The sequence below is a fragment of the Nocardia violaceofusca NBRC 14427 genome, assembly GCF_963869435.1.
In the GTDB taxonomy this organism is placed as follows: Bacteria; Actinomycetota; Actinomycetes; order Mycobacteriales; family Mycobacteriaceae; genus Nocardia; species Nocardia aobensis.
The window spans coordinates 303,137-317,053 of record NZ_CAWMPM010000001.1; the positions used below are offsets into that span (position 1 = coordinate 303,137).

Genomic DNA, 13,917 nt, shown 5'->3' on the forward strand with positions numbered 1-13,917 from the left:
CCATTCGGTGGAAATATGGTTCTCGTGATGAAGAATAGCATTCTTGACGCGGCGACTGTCATTTCGACGAAAGGGAACGGATGAGGGCCGCCGACCAGTTCCACATCGGGATCGTCGCCGCGGACGTGGCGGCCACGACCGCGGCGCTGTCGCAGGTGCTGGGCTACGAGTGGGGTATCGAGACGGGCGGACCGCTCACGGTGGTGTCAGCCTCCGGTGAACAGGCCCTCGACATCCGCTGCGTGTACTCCACCACCGTGCCACGCGTGGAGGTGATCCGGGCGGTGGCGGGCACCCTGTGGGAACCGGTGTCCGGCAGCGGCATTCACCACGTCGGCTACTGGTCCGATGACGTGGCCGTCGATATCGCGGAACTGGAGCGAACCGGATACACGGTGGAGGCGATGCGGCCGGGTCCCGGAGGTGCGCCGCTGTTCGCCTTTCTGAACGGCCCGAACGGCTTCCGCGTCGAATTGCTCACGCGCGCCGCCGAATCCGGCCTGGCCCGCTGCTGGGCGGCGCCGGGTGGCGAACGACAGAACGAAGGTGATCGAGGATGACAGCGGTGGGACTGGTGACCGGCGCGGGACGCGGGATGGGCCTGGAATGTGCCCGCGCGCTGGCGCAACGGGTGGATGTGCTGGTACTGGCCGATCGGGACGAGGCCGGTGCGGCCGCGGCCGCGCAGCAGCTGACGTCCGGGCATACCCGGGCCGAGGCGTTCGTGGTCGACGTCGCCGATCGCGAGCGGGTCTCGGAACTGGCGGAATACGTCGGCGGCCGAGGGCAATTGCGTGCCGTCGCGCATGCGGCGGGGATCTCGCCCACGATGGCGGACTGGCGTCGCATCTTCACCGTGGACCTGATCGGCACCGTCCACCTGCTGGACGCGTTGCGGCCCCTGGTCACCCCGGGCGCGGCGACGGTGGTGTTCGCCTCGATGGCTCCGCTGCTGGATCCGAACCCACCGGATCCCGCCGCCCTTGCCGTGCTCGACGATCCGCTGCACGAGCATTTCCTCGACCGGATCCGCGAGGCCGTGGGCCCGGCGATGGAGCATCCAGGCATCGCCTACGGGTGGGCCAAACGCGGTGTGCAGCGGCTGGTCTGGCGGGAGGCGGTGCGGCTGAGCCCCGCCGGAGGGCGGATCTGCTCGGTCTCGCCCGGCATCATCGACACCCCGCAGGGCCGTCAGGAAGCAGCCGAACACGCGACCATGCGACAGTTGGTCGAGCGCACGCCGCTGCGCCGCGAAGGGCGTCCCGAAGAGGTGGCGGCCGTGGTGGCCTTCGCGCTCTCCGATGCGGCGAGCTTCCTCAACGGCACCGACCTCGTCGTCGACGGCGGCGTGACGGCGGCGCTGCGGGCCGGGCCGGACGTGCGGCGGTGAGCGACGACGTCGCGGCCCGGATCGCCCAGCGGGCACTGGCCGAACGCGGCGCCGCCTACACCGCCGAGGTGCGGCGGCTGCTGGATGCCGGGCTGGCGGTGATGCGGCGCTGCGGCACCGAGTCGCGTCCGCGGGTCGCCGATATCGTCGCCGTCGCCGGCTTGTCCAACGATGCCTTCTACCGGCATTTCGCCTCCAAGGACGCACTCGTCGCCGCCCTGCTCGAAGACGGAACCGCCCGGCTGCTGGACTATCTGGACCATCGGATGGGTAAGCGGACCACCCCCGAGGAGGCGGTGCGCGAATGGGTGGACGGCGTGCTGTCCCAGGGAGTCGGTGAGGTCGCCGCGACCACCCGGGCGGTGATGTGGAATGCCGGTGGTCTGGCGCAGGGGCTGGTGACCGGACCGCCGGAGGCCAGTACCCGGCTCGCCGAACCACTGCGCGCGCCGTTCGCCGAATTGGGCTGCGAGCAACCGGATGTCGACGCGGCGCTGGCCGCGCACGCGGTGGTCGGCCGGCTCGCCGAACTGCTGTGGCGGCGGGCCGAACCGACCGCGGCGGACGTGCGGCGTGTCACCGAGTTCTGTCTTCGCGCGGCGCGTCCGAGCCGCTGAGATGCGCGAGCGCGGCGAGTAACCGGTGTGGTGCGAGGGTGCCCGGTCGATCGCCGACCTGCCCGTCACCGACCTCCAGGACCCGCCATACGCCGTCGGATCGCAGCGCGAAATCGACTGTGACGAAACGGCATCCGAGCCCGGCGACCAGCGGCTCGATTGCGGTGAGATCGAGTTCGGATGCCGGCATCCGGTCCGGGGTGTCGGGGTGCGGGCCGGCCAGCCGGCAGCTGCCGTCGACCCACCAGGTGCGCACCTCCTCGGCGGCGAGGGTCTCGTAGCGGCGCAGCACGAAGCCGCCGGTCAGGTCGGGCCCGCGGAGCTCGCACAGACGCTGTGCTACCCGCCAGGCCGCCTCGGTGTCGGCGAGGTCGGGGATGTACATCGCCTCGTGCCAGTAGTGCTTCATCGATTTGGTGTAGTCGCGCACGACGGCGGGGCCGGACCCCAGATGGCTTCGCGCACGGTCGAATTCGTCGCGTCCGGCACCCCGGGTCCAGCTCGATACGGGAGTGTGCCGGGCGAAGACGTCGTACCAGCCGGGAAATTCGTGAGCGCGCCGGTAGCGCCGGGCGTCGGTGCACAATGTGACGCCTCGCGCGCGCAGTGCGTCGTCGAAGGCGGCGTACTGTTCGCTGCGCATCATCCAGCCCCGGTAGATCGCGGGCCCTTCACCACGCACCCGCCGCACCGCCGCAACCGCATCGCCGCGGATGAGGGCGTCGTGATCGACCAGGTCCACCCGCATTCCGCTCGCCCGCGCGGCCTCGGCATCTGCGGCGAAGTGGGCGTCGGCGCGGCCGGGGCGCAGAACGTCTGCGGGAACCAACACGATCATCGGGTCATCCTCGCGTGACCGCACGCGCTCGGCCAAAAGTGGCGGCCGCGGGGACCCTCCCATCCCGCGTGCCCGTGGCGACGGACAGCCCGCGGCCTTCCGGTGTGCGGCGCTCAGACCCTGGTCTCGGCCATATCCACCTGGCGGGCGGCGTTGGCCAGCGCGGTGACGACGCAGGTGCCGATCCGGCCGGTCCGGTCGTAGAGGGTGGCGGTGCCGACCGCGATGCCGTCGGCCGACATATGGTCCTGCGCATGCAATCCCAGCTCCCGGCCGTGGGGGAGCCTGGTCAGGGTGAGGGTCACGTCGCTGTTGATGTAGCCGACGCCCTCGGTGCCCCAGTTGCAGACCAGATTGGTGGTGTCGGCCAGGAACGCCGCGCGCTGGAACGGTGTGATCTGCTCGTCCTCGACCAGCGGCGGCAGATTCTGCCAGACCGATTTGCGCTCCTCGTTCTGCGCGGCGGCGAAGTCGCCGGACCAGGCGCCGTCACCGCATTTGAACAGCGGTGGCTGGCCGGTCGGCGCGTCCAGCCGCCGCTCGGGCACCGGCAGGGCCTGCTCGGCCTGCCAGATCCGGCCCGGAGGTTGCTGCGCGACGGCGAGATACATCACCGACGCCCGCACCCGCACCTCGTCCTGCTGGGTGATCCACGCATCGGCGACGCGCACCCGGGCACCGGAGCGCACCACCGCGCTGTGCACCGTGATCGGTTCGTTCCGTACCGGGCGGAACAGGTCGGCGGTGAGGCGCGCGGGTACGAAACCGGCTCCCGGGCAATGTGTTTCCAGTTCCCGCGCCAGCAGCCCGCAGATGGCGGGTCCGGCCACGTGATCGGGCGACCATTTGCTCACCGCGAAGTCGCCCGCGACGAATCCTCGTTCGTCGCGACTGAAGAATGCCATCATCGCCTCGGCCCTTTCGTTCCCGGCCCACTCGAATTAGAACACGTTATAAGACAATATCCGGAGGGTGGCGACCGGTTCGCGCGTGGCCGCCGGTAGCCGAATGTCAGCAACTGTCGTCACCTAGGATCGGATCATGAGTCGATGGGAACCCAATGCGCGCGGCCGGCTGTCCGAGGCGGCCCTCGAGCTGTACTCCGAGCGCGGGTTCGACGAGACCACGGTGGCCGAGATCGCGGAGCGGGCGGGCCTCACCGAACGCACCTTCTTCCGGCACTTCGCCGATAAGCGGGAGGTGCTCTTCGGCGGTCAGGACCTGCTGAGCAGCGCGATCGCCGAAGCGGTGGCCGCCGCTCCCGCGGATGCGGACCCGATGGCGACGGCCATCGCCGCGATTCAGGCGGCCGGTGCGCAGATTCCCGATCTGCCGCAGTGGCAGCGGCAACGGCGGGCCGTGATCGCGGCCAACGCTGGACTTCAGGAGCGTGAACTCCGGAAAATGGCCGTCCTGGGTGGGGAACTCGCCGACGCGCTGCGGACCGCGGGCGCACCGGACGCCGTCGCGATCCTCTGCGCCCGGGTCGCGGTGACCGTCTTCGGCATCGCCTTCGACCGGTGGCTCGACGGTTCCTCCACGCGCGAATTGTCACACGTGACAGCCGAGGTATACGCCGAGCTCAGGGCCGCCGTCGGCGCCGGGCGAGCCGTCTCGGACGGGGAACGGGCGGGTGACCCGGGGTGACGGGCGGCACAGAATGTGCATAAGGTGACGGGGAACGACACGTCCAGCCCGACCGATGGAGAACGACGTTGAAGACCAGACTGGGCTGCCCCTGCGGTGAACAGATCGTCGGCACCGACGAAGACGACCTCGTCGAGAAGACGCAGAAGCATCTGGCCGAGAATCACCCCGGCCACGACTACTCGCGCGACGAAATCCTCTTCCTCGCCTACTGATCCTCCGTATCGGCGGCCAGATAGCGCATCGGCGCGTAGTTCGCCCAGCCGGTCTCCGGCCAGTTGAACCAGCCCGCCGAGGCGCCGGTTCCGCCGTCGGGATGCAGGGTTGTTCCCGTCAGATAGGCCGACAACGCCGAGGCGAGGAACACCACGCACCCCGAGACATCGCCGACCTCACCGGGCCGGCCGAGCGGAATGGCGACCCGCACGCCGCGTGGATCGGTCATCGCGGCGTCGCCGTGCGGCATCCGGCGCAGATTCGGGGTCGGCACGTAATCCGGCGCCACATTGTTGACGCGAATCCCGTCGGGCGCGAGCTCGACCGCGAGCGTACGGGCGAACTGTTCGACCGCGGCCTTCGCCGCCGAGTACACCGCGAAACCCGGTGCCGCTCGGTGTGCCTCGATCGTGGTGATGTTGACGATGCTGCCGCCGCGGCCACCCGCCCGGATCCGCGGGACGGCCAGCGCGCACGCGTGCAGCACGTGGGTGAGATTGCCGCGCAGCAACGCGTCCCAGCCTTTGGGCCGAGTGTCGGTGAATGCTGCGCGGAAGGTGCCGCCGACGACGTTGACGAGAATGTCGAGCCGGCCCCACCGTGCCTCGGCCGCGTCGAATACCGCGGCCAGCCGGTCGGGATCACGAACGTCGCCGTGGACGATGACGGCATCGCATCCCTGCGCGGCCAGGGTCGACCGCATGTGCTCGACGGCGACGGCATCGATGTCCATGATCGCCGGGCGCACCCCGTTGGCGGCCAGGTCGGTGGCGATCGCCCGGCCGAGACCGCCTGCGCCGCCGGTGATCACGGCGACCGTGCCGGCCAGTCCCGCGCGTTGTTCGAACCAGCCCATGGTCACCGGAGATAGGTGGCGCCGAAGGCGTCGAGAAAGTCGGTGGTCGCCGCGTGATCGGCGGTGCGGCTGGACACCACGATCCATGTGACGCCCGCCTTCTCCAGTCCGGCGAACGCGTCGAGATGACGATCGGCTGCCGCCGGATCGAGCAGATCCGAGTCGTGATAGGAGTACAGCACGTCGAGATCGCCACTGCGCCCGGCGGATTCGGCACGCGCCCGCACCTCGGCGATCCGTTCGGCCAGCTCGGCGTGTGTTCCGAGCGCGGGTGTCCGGGCCGTGGCACTGAGTGCGGCGCCGCCGGACATCGGCATCCAGCCCTGGGCGCGGGTCGCGGCGCGACGGCGGCCGGCGGCGGAATTGCCGCCGATCCAGATCGGGATCGGATCCTGCACCGGTCGCGGCCGGGCGACCACGTCGCGGGCATCGAAATGCCGCCCGCGGTAGCTGAACGGCTCGCCGCGCCAATGCAGCGGCAGCACCTCGAGCGCCTCGTCGAACAGGGCATTGCGCTCCTCGAAATCGACTCCCAGCGCGTGGAATTCGCTCTTCTGATAGCCCGCGCCCAAGCCGAGGACGAGCCGGCCGCCGGAGAGTTTGTCGACCGTCGCGGCGGCTTTCGCCAGCAGCAGCGGATTGCGATAGGGCGCGACCGCGAGATAGGTGAGCAGCCGCAGCCGCTCGGTCGCGGCCGCCACATAGCCGAGCGCGACCAGCGAATCCAGCGTCTGATGTCCACCATTGGCCAGCCATCGCGCCCCGGGGATCGGGTGTTCGCTCAGTGACAAACCATGGAATCCGCACCGCTCGGCGGTGATCGCGACCTCGCGCAGCGGGCCGGCGTCGAGGACGTCGCCGTCGGGGCCGCCGGTCTCCGGATAGTGGAAGATGAAACGCAGACTCACATGTCGAGAGTATCATTCTCGAAATTCAGAAATTTAATTCTTCGCATGCTGCGGACGGTACGGGAGACTGCCGATGAATGCCGCGCCGATGACTCCGGGCCTGTACGCCGCACGCTGGCTGCCGAACTGATCGCCCGGTGCCATACCGAACTCGCCGGGTACAAATGCCCGCGCACCGTGGACTTCACCACGGAGCTGCCCCGGGACCCGAACGGCAAACTGTACAAACGACTACTGCGGCAACGCTATTGGGCCGGCCGCGAAAGCCGGGTCATCTGAGCCGCTCGCGCATCTGCTCGCGGCCTCGCTCGATCACCCGCGCCCCGTACTCGGCCATGCGGGCGGTGCCGGGCGACCAGGTTTCGGCCATGACACCTTCGAGCAGTTGGGCGCGGCGCGCGTCCTCCTCGGCCAGGGCGCGGTAGTGCCGCAGTAGCCGCGTGCGGGCCTCGCTGTCACCGGCCAGCAGGTCGGCGGTGAGGGAACGGGTGAACGAAAGCAAGTCGGCGTGGGGCACAACATGATTGACCAGCCCGAAGGCGAGTGCGTCGGCGGCGGTGAGGAAATTGCCCGTCAGCGACAGTTCGACCGCCCGGCGCCAGCCGACCGTCCGAGTGAGTCCGACTGTGACTCCGCCACCGGGCATCATGCCCATCCGGGCGTGAGTGTCGGCGAAACGGGCTCGTTCGGAGGCGACGAGGAAGGTGCACTGCAACGCCAGTTCCAGCCCGCCGGCGACACAAGCGCCGTTGATCGCGCCGATGACCGGTTTGTCGATCACCGGCAGGAATCGGAACAGGCCGTCGGGTCCGCGCCCGGGGCCCGATCCGGCGGAGCGGGCGGGCGCCGGCCCGGATGCGGCGGCGCCGATATCGATCCCCGCGCAGAAGGCGGGGTCGGCGCCGGTGAGAACGACCGCCCCGACATCGGGATTCGCGCCCGCGGCGCCGACCGCATCCCATATCGCGTCCATCAGCGCGCGGTCGAGCGCGTTGCGGACCGCCGGGCGGTGCAGTGTCACCGTCGTGACGCCGTCCGCATGCTCCACCGTGACCACGGGTTCGGTCATCGCCCGCTCCGTTCGGATCTAAACGCCAATGTCTATTTTGAAGAATAATATTCTCATCCCGAAAGGAGGTGGACCTGTGCGAATCGACACCACGATCGGTGCGCTGGACGACGCCGCGGCGCGGGTTCGCGCACACGAACACCTCGGCTTCGACGGAATCTGGGCGGGCGAGATGAACGGCGACCCGTTCCTGTCGTTGGCCGTCGCCGCCCAGTGCAGTGAACACATCGGTCTGGGCACGTCCGTCGCCGTGGCGCTCGCCCGTTCGCCGATGACCGTCGCCTATGCCGCCGACGATCTGCAACGCTTCTCCGGCGGACGCCTGCGCCTGGGCCTCGGTTCGCAGGTGCGCGCGCATATCGAGCGCCGCTTCGCGATGCCGGCCGATCGTCCGGCCGCGCGGATGCGCGAATACGTCTCGGCGCTGCGGGCGGTCTGGGCGCACTGGCACGAGGGAGCGGAGCTGGCATTCGAGGGCGAATTCACCCGCCACACCCTGATGCCGCGCGACTTCGTCCCGCCCGCACACGAATTCGGCCCGCCACCGATTCTGCTCGCGGGTGTCGGCCCGGCCATGACTCGGGTCGCGGCGGAGGTCGCCGACGGATTCATCTGTCACGGTTTCACCACCGCCCGCTGGATCCGCGAACGCACGCTGCCCGCGCTCGGCGCCGCCGCGAGGCGGGACGACTTCGAGGTCGTCGCCACACCTTTCGTCGTCACGGGCACCGACGAGCAGATCGACCGCGGTATTGCGGCGCTGCGGCGCCGGCTGGCCTTCTACGCATCCACGCCGGCCTATCGTCCGCTGTTCGATCTGCACGGCTGGGGCGAAGCGAATGCGGAACTGACCGCACTGTCGAAAGCCGGGCGGTGGGATCGGATGGCGGAGTTGATCACCGACGACATGGTCGACGCGTTCGCTGTCGTCGCCGCGGTGCACGAGCTGCCGCAACGGCTCGCGGCGCGCTTCGGTGGCCTGCTCACCCGGCTCTCGTTCGCACCACCGCGCGATATGCCGACCGACGAGGTCGCCGATCTCGTCCGGCGAATCCGCCAGGCCTGCGACGCATGACGGATCAGTCCGGGCGCGGCCACGGCCGGCCGTCGAGACGCTCGATATCGGTGTTGAGCCGGCGCAGATAGGTCGCGAATTCCGCGACATCGGCGGCGGGCCAGGTGTGCAGCACGCGGTCCAGGCTCGCGACCGTGGCGGACACGGTCTCTTCCAGCCGGCGGGCTCCGGCCTCGGTGACCCGGAATTTGCGGGCCAGGCCGCCGTCCGGATCGGCGATGCGGTCGACCAGCCCGGTGCGTACCAAGGCCGCCGTCTGCCGGTTGAGTGTGGAGGTGTCGAGGCCGAAGGCGGCGCTGAGTTGTCCGATCGACATCGGCCCCTGCATCGTCAGCCGGCTCAGCAGGACGTAGGCGCTGCGCTCGAGACCGCACCGATCGCGCCGGATCATCTGATAGCGGCTGAGCAGCATGGTTTCGAATTCGACCGCGGCGACGGGTCGTTCCATATCGTCCTCCTCTCGTGTGCGACCGAGACGGGTATCACAGGCCGCGCGGGTAACCGCGCCCTGAATGTGCATGATACATTGCGTATGCATAATACATATTTCAGTAAGGGAGATGTGGACATGACCAAGCCGGACGCCGACCGGTCGAGTTCGATCGTCGGGGTGCTGGCATTCGCCGGAATCATCGCCTCGGTCATGCAGACCCTCGTGATTCCGCTGATCGCGCAGTTCCCGCAGTTACTGCATACGACACCGTCGAATGCCTCGTGGATCGTGACCTCGACGCTGCTGGTCGCGGCGGTGACCACCCCGGTGGCCGGCCGCCTCGGCGATCTCTACGGCAAGCGCCGCATCCTGTTGCTGTCCACGATTCCGCTGATCGCGGGGTCGATCGTCTGCGCGCTGTCGGCCTCGGTGCTGCCGATGATCATCGGGCGCGGCCTGCAGGGTATGGGTGTGGGCATCATCCCGCTCGGAATCAGCGTGATGCGCGACGTGCTGCCCGCCGAAAAGCTGGGCTCGGCCGTCGCATTGCTGAGCGCCTCGCTGGGAATCGGTGGCGCACTGGGACTTCCGATATCGGCGGCGGTCGCCGAACATTCGAACTGGCGGGTGCTGTTCTGGGGCGCCGCGGTGCTGAGCGCGCTGATCGCGGCCGCGGTGTGGATGGCGGTACCGGAGTCCGCGGTGCGCGGCAGCGGTGGGTTCGACTACGCCGGAGCGGTCGGCCTCGGCGCCGGTCTGGTGGCGTTGCTGCTCGCGGTGTCCAAGGGCGGGACCTGGGGGTGGGGCAGCGCCACCACCGTGGGTCTGTTCGTCGCCGCGGCGGTGGTGTTGCTGATCTGGGGCTGGTGGGAGTTGCGGATCAGCGATCCGCTCGTCGATCTGCGGGTCACGGCCCGGCCGCCGGTGCTGCTCACCAATGCCGCCTCGGTGGTGATCGGTATCGCGATGTACTCGTCGTCGCTGATCGTGCCGCAGCTGCTGCAGTTGCCGACCGAAACCGGCTACGGGCTGGGTCAATCCATGATGGCGATGGGTCTGTGGATGGCCCCCTCGGGCCTGATGATGATGGTGATCTCGCCGTTGGGCGCGCGGCTCTCGGCGGCCCGTGGGCCCAAGGTGACGCTCACCGCCGGTGCGCTGGTGATCGCGGCCGGCTACGGCCTCACCACGGCACTGATGGGTTCGACCTGGGGCTTGCTGGTGGCGATCTGCGTGATCAACGGCGGTGTCGGGCTGGCCTACGGGGCGATGCCCGCGCTGATCATGTCGTCGGTGCCGCTGTCGGAAACCGCCTCCGCCAACAGCTTCAACACCCTCATGCGGTCGATCGGCACGTCGGTGTCGGCCGCGGTGATCGGTGTGGTGCTGGCCCAGATGAGCATGGACTTCCACGGCCACAGCGTGCCGACGGAGGGTGGCTTCCGGACCGGGCTGTTCATCGGTTGCGGGGTCGCGGTGCTGGCCGCGGCGCTGGCCTCGGTCATCCCGGTGCGGCGGCCGAACGCGCCCGCCACCGCCGCCGAGGTCGCCGAACCGGTCGCGGCACGGGCCTGAGTCGCTGGTCGGCCGGGTCAACCGGCCGACCAGCCGCCGTCCACCGGGACCACCGCGCCGTTGATGAACGAGGCGGCGTCGGAGGCGAGGAAGACGGCGACCTCGGCCATCTGCTCGGGTTCGGCGATACCGCGCATCAGCGACATCACCGGCTGCAGCCGGGTCACCCCGTCGAGATCCCATTCCGGGGTCTGCCCGGCGATACCGGTCATCGTCGGGCCGGGCAGGATCGCGTTACATCGGATGCCGTCCCCGGCATGGATCCAGGCCACATTGCGGGTCAGCCCCACCACACCGTGTTTGGCGGCGGTGTAGGCGATTCCCGCTGCGCCGCCGCGGATTCCGGCCTCCGAGGCGGTGTTGACGATCGAACCGATGCCCTGGTCGAGCATATGAGGCAGCACCGCCCGGGTCATGAGGAAGGTGCCCGTGAGATTGACCGCGACCGTGCGTTCCCAGGTGGTCACCGGGGTGTCGGCCGGCAGCGCCATCTTGTCCATGATCCCGGCGTTGTTGCACAGCACGTCGATTCGGCCGAAGGTGTCCATCGCGGTGCGGGTGGCGCGCGCCACGTCGATTTCGTCGGAGATGTCGACGACTACCGGAATCGCGGCCGCGCCGATCTCCGCGGCGGTACCCTGGGCGCCGTCGGAACTGATATCGGCGGCCACGACCATGGCGCCGCATTTGGCGAATGCGATGGCCATGGCCCGCCCGATGCCGGAGCCGGCGCCCGTGACGATGGCCACCCGGTTGTGAAAGTTGCTGGTGCTCAACGGTGTTCCCTCCTCGGTGCGCTGCGGGCCCGCCGGCACGTGTCGACGTCGCCGTTTCAACCGGACATCACTGTCCGGTTGGTAGTGTAGGCCGGTGACCGAGCAGCGTCGAGTGAATCGTGGACCCGGTGCGGCCGCCGCCAATCGAGCGGCTCTGATCGCCGCCGCCCGCGAGGTGTTCGCCGAAGCGGGTTTCGAGGCTCCGCTGAATCTGATCGCCCGGCGCGCGGGCGTCGGGCAGGGCAGTCTGTACCGGCACTTCGCCGATCGGGAATCGCTCGCGCTGGCGGTCTTCGAGGACAATGTGGTGGGACTGGAAGCCTATGCGGCACAGTCGGATACCGGACTGGATCAGCTCCTGGAACGCATCGTGGACCAGGTGGTGACCTCGATCGCGTTCGTCGAATTGATCGATCCGTCGCTGACCGGCGGGCGGCTGGCGCGGATGAGCAGCCGGGTGGCGGCACTGCTGGGCGATCATCTCGACACCGCCCGGGCGTGCGGCCGGGTCCGCGCCGATCTGACGTGTCAAGACCTCATGCTCGCGCTGGCGATGCTGGCGGCATTGTCGGCGCGGGCCGGGGCGGAGGAGCGCAGGGGGGTGGCCGCCCGCGGGTGGTCGCTGATCGAGCAGGGGTTGCGAGCGTGATCGGCATCCGCAGGGCCGGAGGTGGCGAGCAGACGTGCCGTGGGAAGGATGCCGCGTCGTCGGATACGGCAGGCTCGCGAAGCGGAGCGGCTCTCGACGCCACCGTCGGCAATGCGGGGCGTTGCGCGAAGGCGCGCCGCTCCTGCCTGGACCGGACCGCGTGACAGGTGATGGGGCTGGGCGCTTTCAGCGGGTGGTGACTTGCGGGGCGGCGTTGTCGTCTCGCCCGAAGGGCGCGGCCGAGATGGCGGCGTCGAGTACGCCGAGGGTGCCACCGAGTTCGGTGGTGAGGGCGCGGACCACCGCGACATCCTTGCGGAGGAATTCGCCGACCGCATCGCCGAATTCGGCCACCGATCTCTTCGCGGCGATGCTGGTCACCACGCGTCCGGAGGAACTGGCGTGGGGGAGCGCCGACAGCAGGGCCGCTTCCGTGACACCCAACTGGCCGGCCAGCCGCACCGCCGCGGCGACCAGTCCCGCCTGTGCCGCGAACAGGGCGTTGTTGACGAGCTTCACCCGCTGTCCCGCGCCGAGCGGGCCGACGTGCAGGATGGGATCGGCGTAGCACGACAGCACCGGCCGCAGATCGGCGGCGGTATCGTCGTCGGCGCCGACGAAGACCGTCAGCGCACCCGCGGCGATATCGTGCGGTCCGCCGCTGACCGGCACGTCGGCCACTCGCACGGCATGCGGAACCGCCTGTGCGGCAACGGCTTGCGCGGTGCGCGGATCTCCGGTGGTGTGCAGGGCCAGGATCGATCCGGGTGCCATGACTGCGGGCAGGTCACCGTCGAGACAGACCTCGCGCACCTGATCGTCGGAGAACAGGCACACCAGTACCGCGTAGGCACCCTCGGCGGCCTCGGCGGCGGTGGCCACCGCGCGAGCGCCCGTCTCGGTCACAGCGTCGCGAACCTCGTTGCGCCGCACCGCCACCCGGACGTCGTGCCCGGCCGCGGCGAGCCGCCGCACCATCGGCAGGCCCATCCGCCCGGCGCCGACGAATCCGATCCGCATCCCGGTCACCGCTGGTGGTTCATCAGCGCCAGGGTGGCGTCCGCGGCGGTGAGGACGACGCCGGGCTCGGCCCCGGCCGCATCGGCCAGGCTCGCGACCAGGGAGACGTCCTTGCGCAGCAGCGCACCCGCGTACTGGGCGAGCCGGTCGAGACTCACCCCGGCATCGACGATGCGCCCCAGCGCGAAACTGTTCGCGGTGCCGTGCGCGATCACCTCACCCAGCCGGGCCGGATCCACGCCCAGGCCGGCGCCCAGGGTGAAGGTGCTCATCGCGGTCGCGAGGTTGGCGGTGAACAGCAGATTGTTGAGCAGTTTGGTGACCTGACCGGAGCCGACGTCACCGAGATGCACCACCGGGTCGGCGTAGCTGTCGAATACGGGGCGGCAGCGTTGTATCACCTCGGCGTCGCCACCGGCCATCACCAGCAGCCGTCCGGCCTCCGCGGCCGGTCCGCCGCCACTGACCGGCGCGTCGATCAGCGAAACACCCTGCACAGCGGCAGTTTTCGCCAGGTCGCGGCAGGTGTCGGGGTGGACGGTGCTGTGGACGGCCACCACGCCGCCCGGCGACATGCCCGCCAGTACGCCGTATTCGCCGGTGAGGACCTCGCGGACGTCGTCGTCGCCGACCACGCAGACACAGACCAGATCGGTGCCGGCGCCCAGTGCCGCCGGAGTTTCGGCGGTCGCCGCGCCGGTATCCGCGAACGCCTCCAGGGTCGCGGCCCGGCGGGCCCACAGCGTGGTCGGATGCCCGGCCGTGATGATGCGCCGCGCCATGGGGCCACCTTGGCTGCCCAATCCGATGAATCCGACTCGCATATCCGCACCTCTTCCGTCGAATGC

At 69.7% G+C, this 13,917-nt stretch carries 17 protein-coding genes and 1 pseudogene; 9 read left to right on the plus strand and 9 right to left on the minus strand.

Annotation, left to right across the window (positions count from 1 at the left end):
• Positions 1 to 80: 80 nt before the first annotated feature.
• The 3 genes from AC5592_RS01490 to AC5592_RS01500 are packed head-to-tail and all read left to right on the plus strand — an operon-like array spanning position 81 to position 2,007.
• On the plus strand, positions 81 to 560 hold the full coding sequence (locus AC5592_RS01490) for a VOC family protein (protein WP_063063110.1): 480 nt from the start codon (positions 81 to 83) through the stop codon (positions 558 to 560).
• Complete coding sequence (locus tag AC5592_RS01495) at positions 557 to 1,390, plus strand: SDR family oxidoreductase (protein WP_036509153.1); 834 nt, start codon at positions 557 to 559, stop codon at positions 1,388 to 1,390. Before AC5592_RS01490 ends, AC5592_RS01495 begins: the two co-directional genes overlap by 4 nt.
• Positions 1,387 to 2,007, plus strand: a complete 621-nt coding sequence (locus AC5592_RS01500; protein ID WP_063063111.1) for a TetR/AcrR family transcriptional regulator — start codon at positions 1,387 to 1,389, stop codon at positions 2,005 to 2,007. The genes AC5592_RS01495 and AC5592_RS01500 overlap by 4 nt, the downstream gene beginning before the upstream one ends.
• Here AC5592_RS01500 and AC5592_RS01505 read toward each other — a convergent pair.
• On the minus strand, positions 1,967 to 2,845 hold the full coding sequence (locus tag AC5592_RS01505; RefSeq protein WP_063063112.1) for an ATP-grasp domain-containing protein: 879 nt from the start codon (positions 2,843 to 2,845) through the stop codon (positions 1,967 to 1,969). The genes AC5592_RS01500 and AC5592_RS01505 overlap by 41 nt on opposite strands.
• Positions 2,846 to 2,958: 113 nt before the next feature.
• Complete coding sequence (locus AC5592_RS01510) at positions 2,959 to 3,753, minus strand: acyl-CoA thioesterase domain-containing protein (protein ID WP_063063113.1); 795 nt, start codon at positions 3,751 to 3,753, stop codon at positions 2,959 to 2,961.
• Positions 3,754 to 3,886: 133 nt separating this feature from the next.
• Here AC5592_RS01510 and AC5592_RS01515 point away from each other — a divergent pair, with 133 nt between their 5' ends.
• Together AC5592_RS01515 and AC5592_RS01520 are read left to right on the plus strand one after the other, a co-directional pair.
• Positions 3,887 to 4,492, plus strand: coding sequence for a TetR/AcrR family transcriptional regulator (locus AC5592_RS01515; protein ID WP_063063114.1), 606 nt, complete (start codon positions 3,887 to 3,889; stop codon positions 4,490 to 4,492).
• A 68-nt stretch (positions 4,493 to 4,560) separates the two neighbouring features.
• Positions 4,561 to 4,707 (plus strand): DUF1059 domain-containing protein, encoded by a 147-nt coding sequence (locus AC5592_RS01520; protein WP_063820473.1) that lies wholly within the window; start codon positions 4,561 to 4,563, stop codon positions 4,705 to 4,707.
• Here AC5592_RS01520 and AC5592_RS01525 read toward each other — a convergent pair.
• A complete protein-coding gene (locus AC5592_RS01525; RefSeq protein WP_063063115.1) occupies positions 4,701 to 5,564 on the minus strand; it encodes an SDR family NAD(P)-dependent oxidoreductase in 864 nt (287 codons plus the stop codon). The genes AC5592_RS01520 and AC5592_RS01525 overlap by 7 nt on opposite strands.
• A gap of 2 nt (positions 5,565 to 5,566) precedes the next feature.
• Complete coding sequence (locus AC5592_RS01530; RefSeq protein WP_198163729.1) at positions 5,567 to 6,472, minus strand: LLM class F420-dependent oxidoreductase; 906 nt, start codon at positions 6,470 to 6,472, stop codon at positions 5,567 to 5,569.
• A 114-nt stretch (positions 6,473 to 6,586) separates the two neighbouring features.
• Between AC5592_RS01530 and AC5592_RS01535 the strand changes: the two are divergent.
• Positions 6,587 to 6,751: pseudogene (locus AC5592_RS01535) on the plus strand (AMP-binding enzyme); the annotation flags it as partial.
• Here the strand turns inward: AC5592_RS01535 and AC5592_RS01540 are convergent.
• Positions 6,744 to 7,541 (minus strand): enoyl-CoA hydratase, encoded by a 798-nt coding sequence (locus tag AC5592_RS01540; RefSeq protein WP_063063117.1) that lies wholly within the window; start codon positions 7,539 to 7,541, stop codon positions 6,744 to 6,746. The pseudogene AC5592_RS01535 and the gene AC5592_RS01540 sit on opposite strands and share 8 nt — an antisense overlap.
• A gap of 76 nt (positions 7,542 to 7,617) precedes the next feature.
• On the opposite strand from AC5592_RS01540, the gene AC5592_RS01545 reads away from it, so the two are divergent.
• Positions 7,618 to 8,616: a TIGR03617 family F420-dependent LLM class oxidoreductase gene (locus AC5592_RS01545; RefSeq protein ID WP_063063118.1), complete on the plus strand. Its 999-nt coding sequence runs from the start codon at positions 7,618 to 7,620 to the stop codon at positions 8,614 to 8,616.
• A gap of 4 nt (positions 8,617 to 8,620) precedes the next feature.
• Here AC5592_RS01545 and AC5592_RS01550 read toward each other — a convergent pair whose 3' ends face one another.
• The gene (locus tag AC5592_RS01550; protein ID WP_036509169.1) at positions 8,621 to 9,064 is read right to left on the minus strand and encodes a MarR family winged helix-turn-helix transcriptional regulator; all 444 of its coding nucleotides are present in this window, start codon (positions 9,062 to 9,064) and stop codon (positions 8,621 to 8,623) included.
• A 120-nt stretch (positions 9,065 to 9,184) separates the two neighbouring features.
• Here AC5592_RS01550 and AC5592_RS01555 point away from each other — a divergent pair, with 120 nt between their 5' ends.
• The gene (locus AC5592_RS01555) at positions 9,185 to 10,624 is read left to right on the plus strand and encodes an MFS transporter (RefSeq protein ID WP_174372359.1); all 1,440 of its coding nucleotides are present in this window, start codon (positions 9,185 to 9,187) and stop codon (positions 10,622 to 10,624) included.
• A gap of 17 nt (positions 10,625 to 10,641) precedes the next feature.
• Here AC5592_RS01555 and AC5592_RS01560 read toward each other — a convergent pair whose 3' ends face one another.
• A complete protein-coding gene (locus tag AC5592_RS01560) occupies positions 10,642 to 11,400 on the minus strand; it encodes an SDR family NAD(P)-dependent oxidoreductase (RefSeq protein WP_083871444.1) in 759 nt (252 codons plus the stop codon).
• A 94-nt stretch (positions 11,401 to 11,494) separates the two neighbouring features.
• Between AC5592_RS01560 and AC5592_RS01565 the strand changes: the two genes are divergently transcribed.
• Positions 11,495 to 12,049, plus strand: a complete 555-nt coding sequence (locus tag AC5592_RS01565) for a TetR family transcriptional regulator (RefSeq protein ID WP_063063119.1) — start codon at positions 11,495 to 11,497, stop codon at positions 12,047 to 12,049.
• A 186-nt stretch (positions 12,050 to 12,235) separates the two neighbouring features.
• On the opposite strand, the gene AC5592_RS01570 is transcribed toward AC5592_RS01565, so the two are convergent.
• The gene (locus tag AC5592_RS01570; protein ID WP_063063120.1) at positions 12,236 to 13,069 is read right to left on the minus strand and encodes an NAD(P)-dependent oxidoreductase; all 834 of its coding nucleotides are present in this window, start codon (positions 13,067 to 13,069) and stop codon (positions 12,236 to 12,238) included.
• A 5-nt stretch (positions 13,070 to 13,074) separates the two neighbouring features.
• Entirely contained in the window at positions 13,075 to 13,893 is an 819-nt protein-coding gene (locus AC5592_RS01575; protein ID WP_063063121.1) for an NAD(P)-dependent oxidoreductase, read from the minus strand.
• Positions 13,894 to 13,917 lie beyond the last annotated feature (24 nt).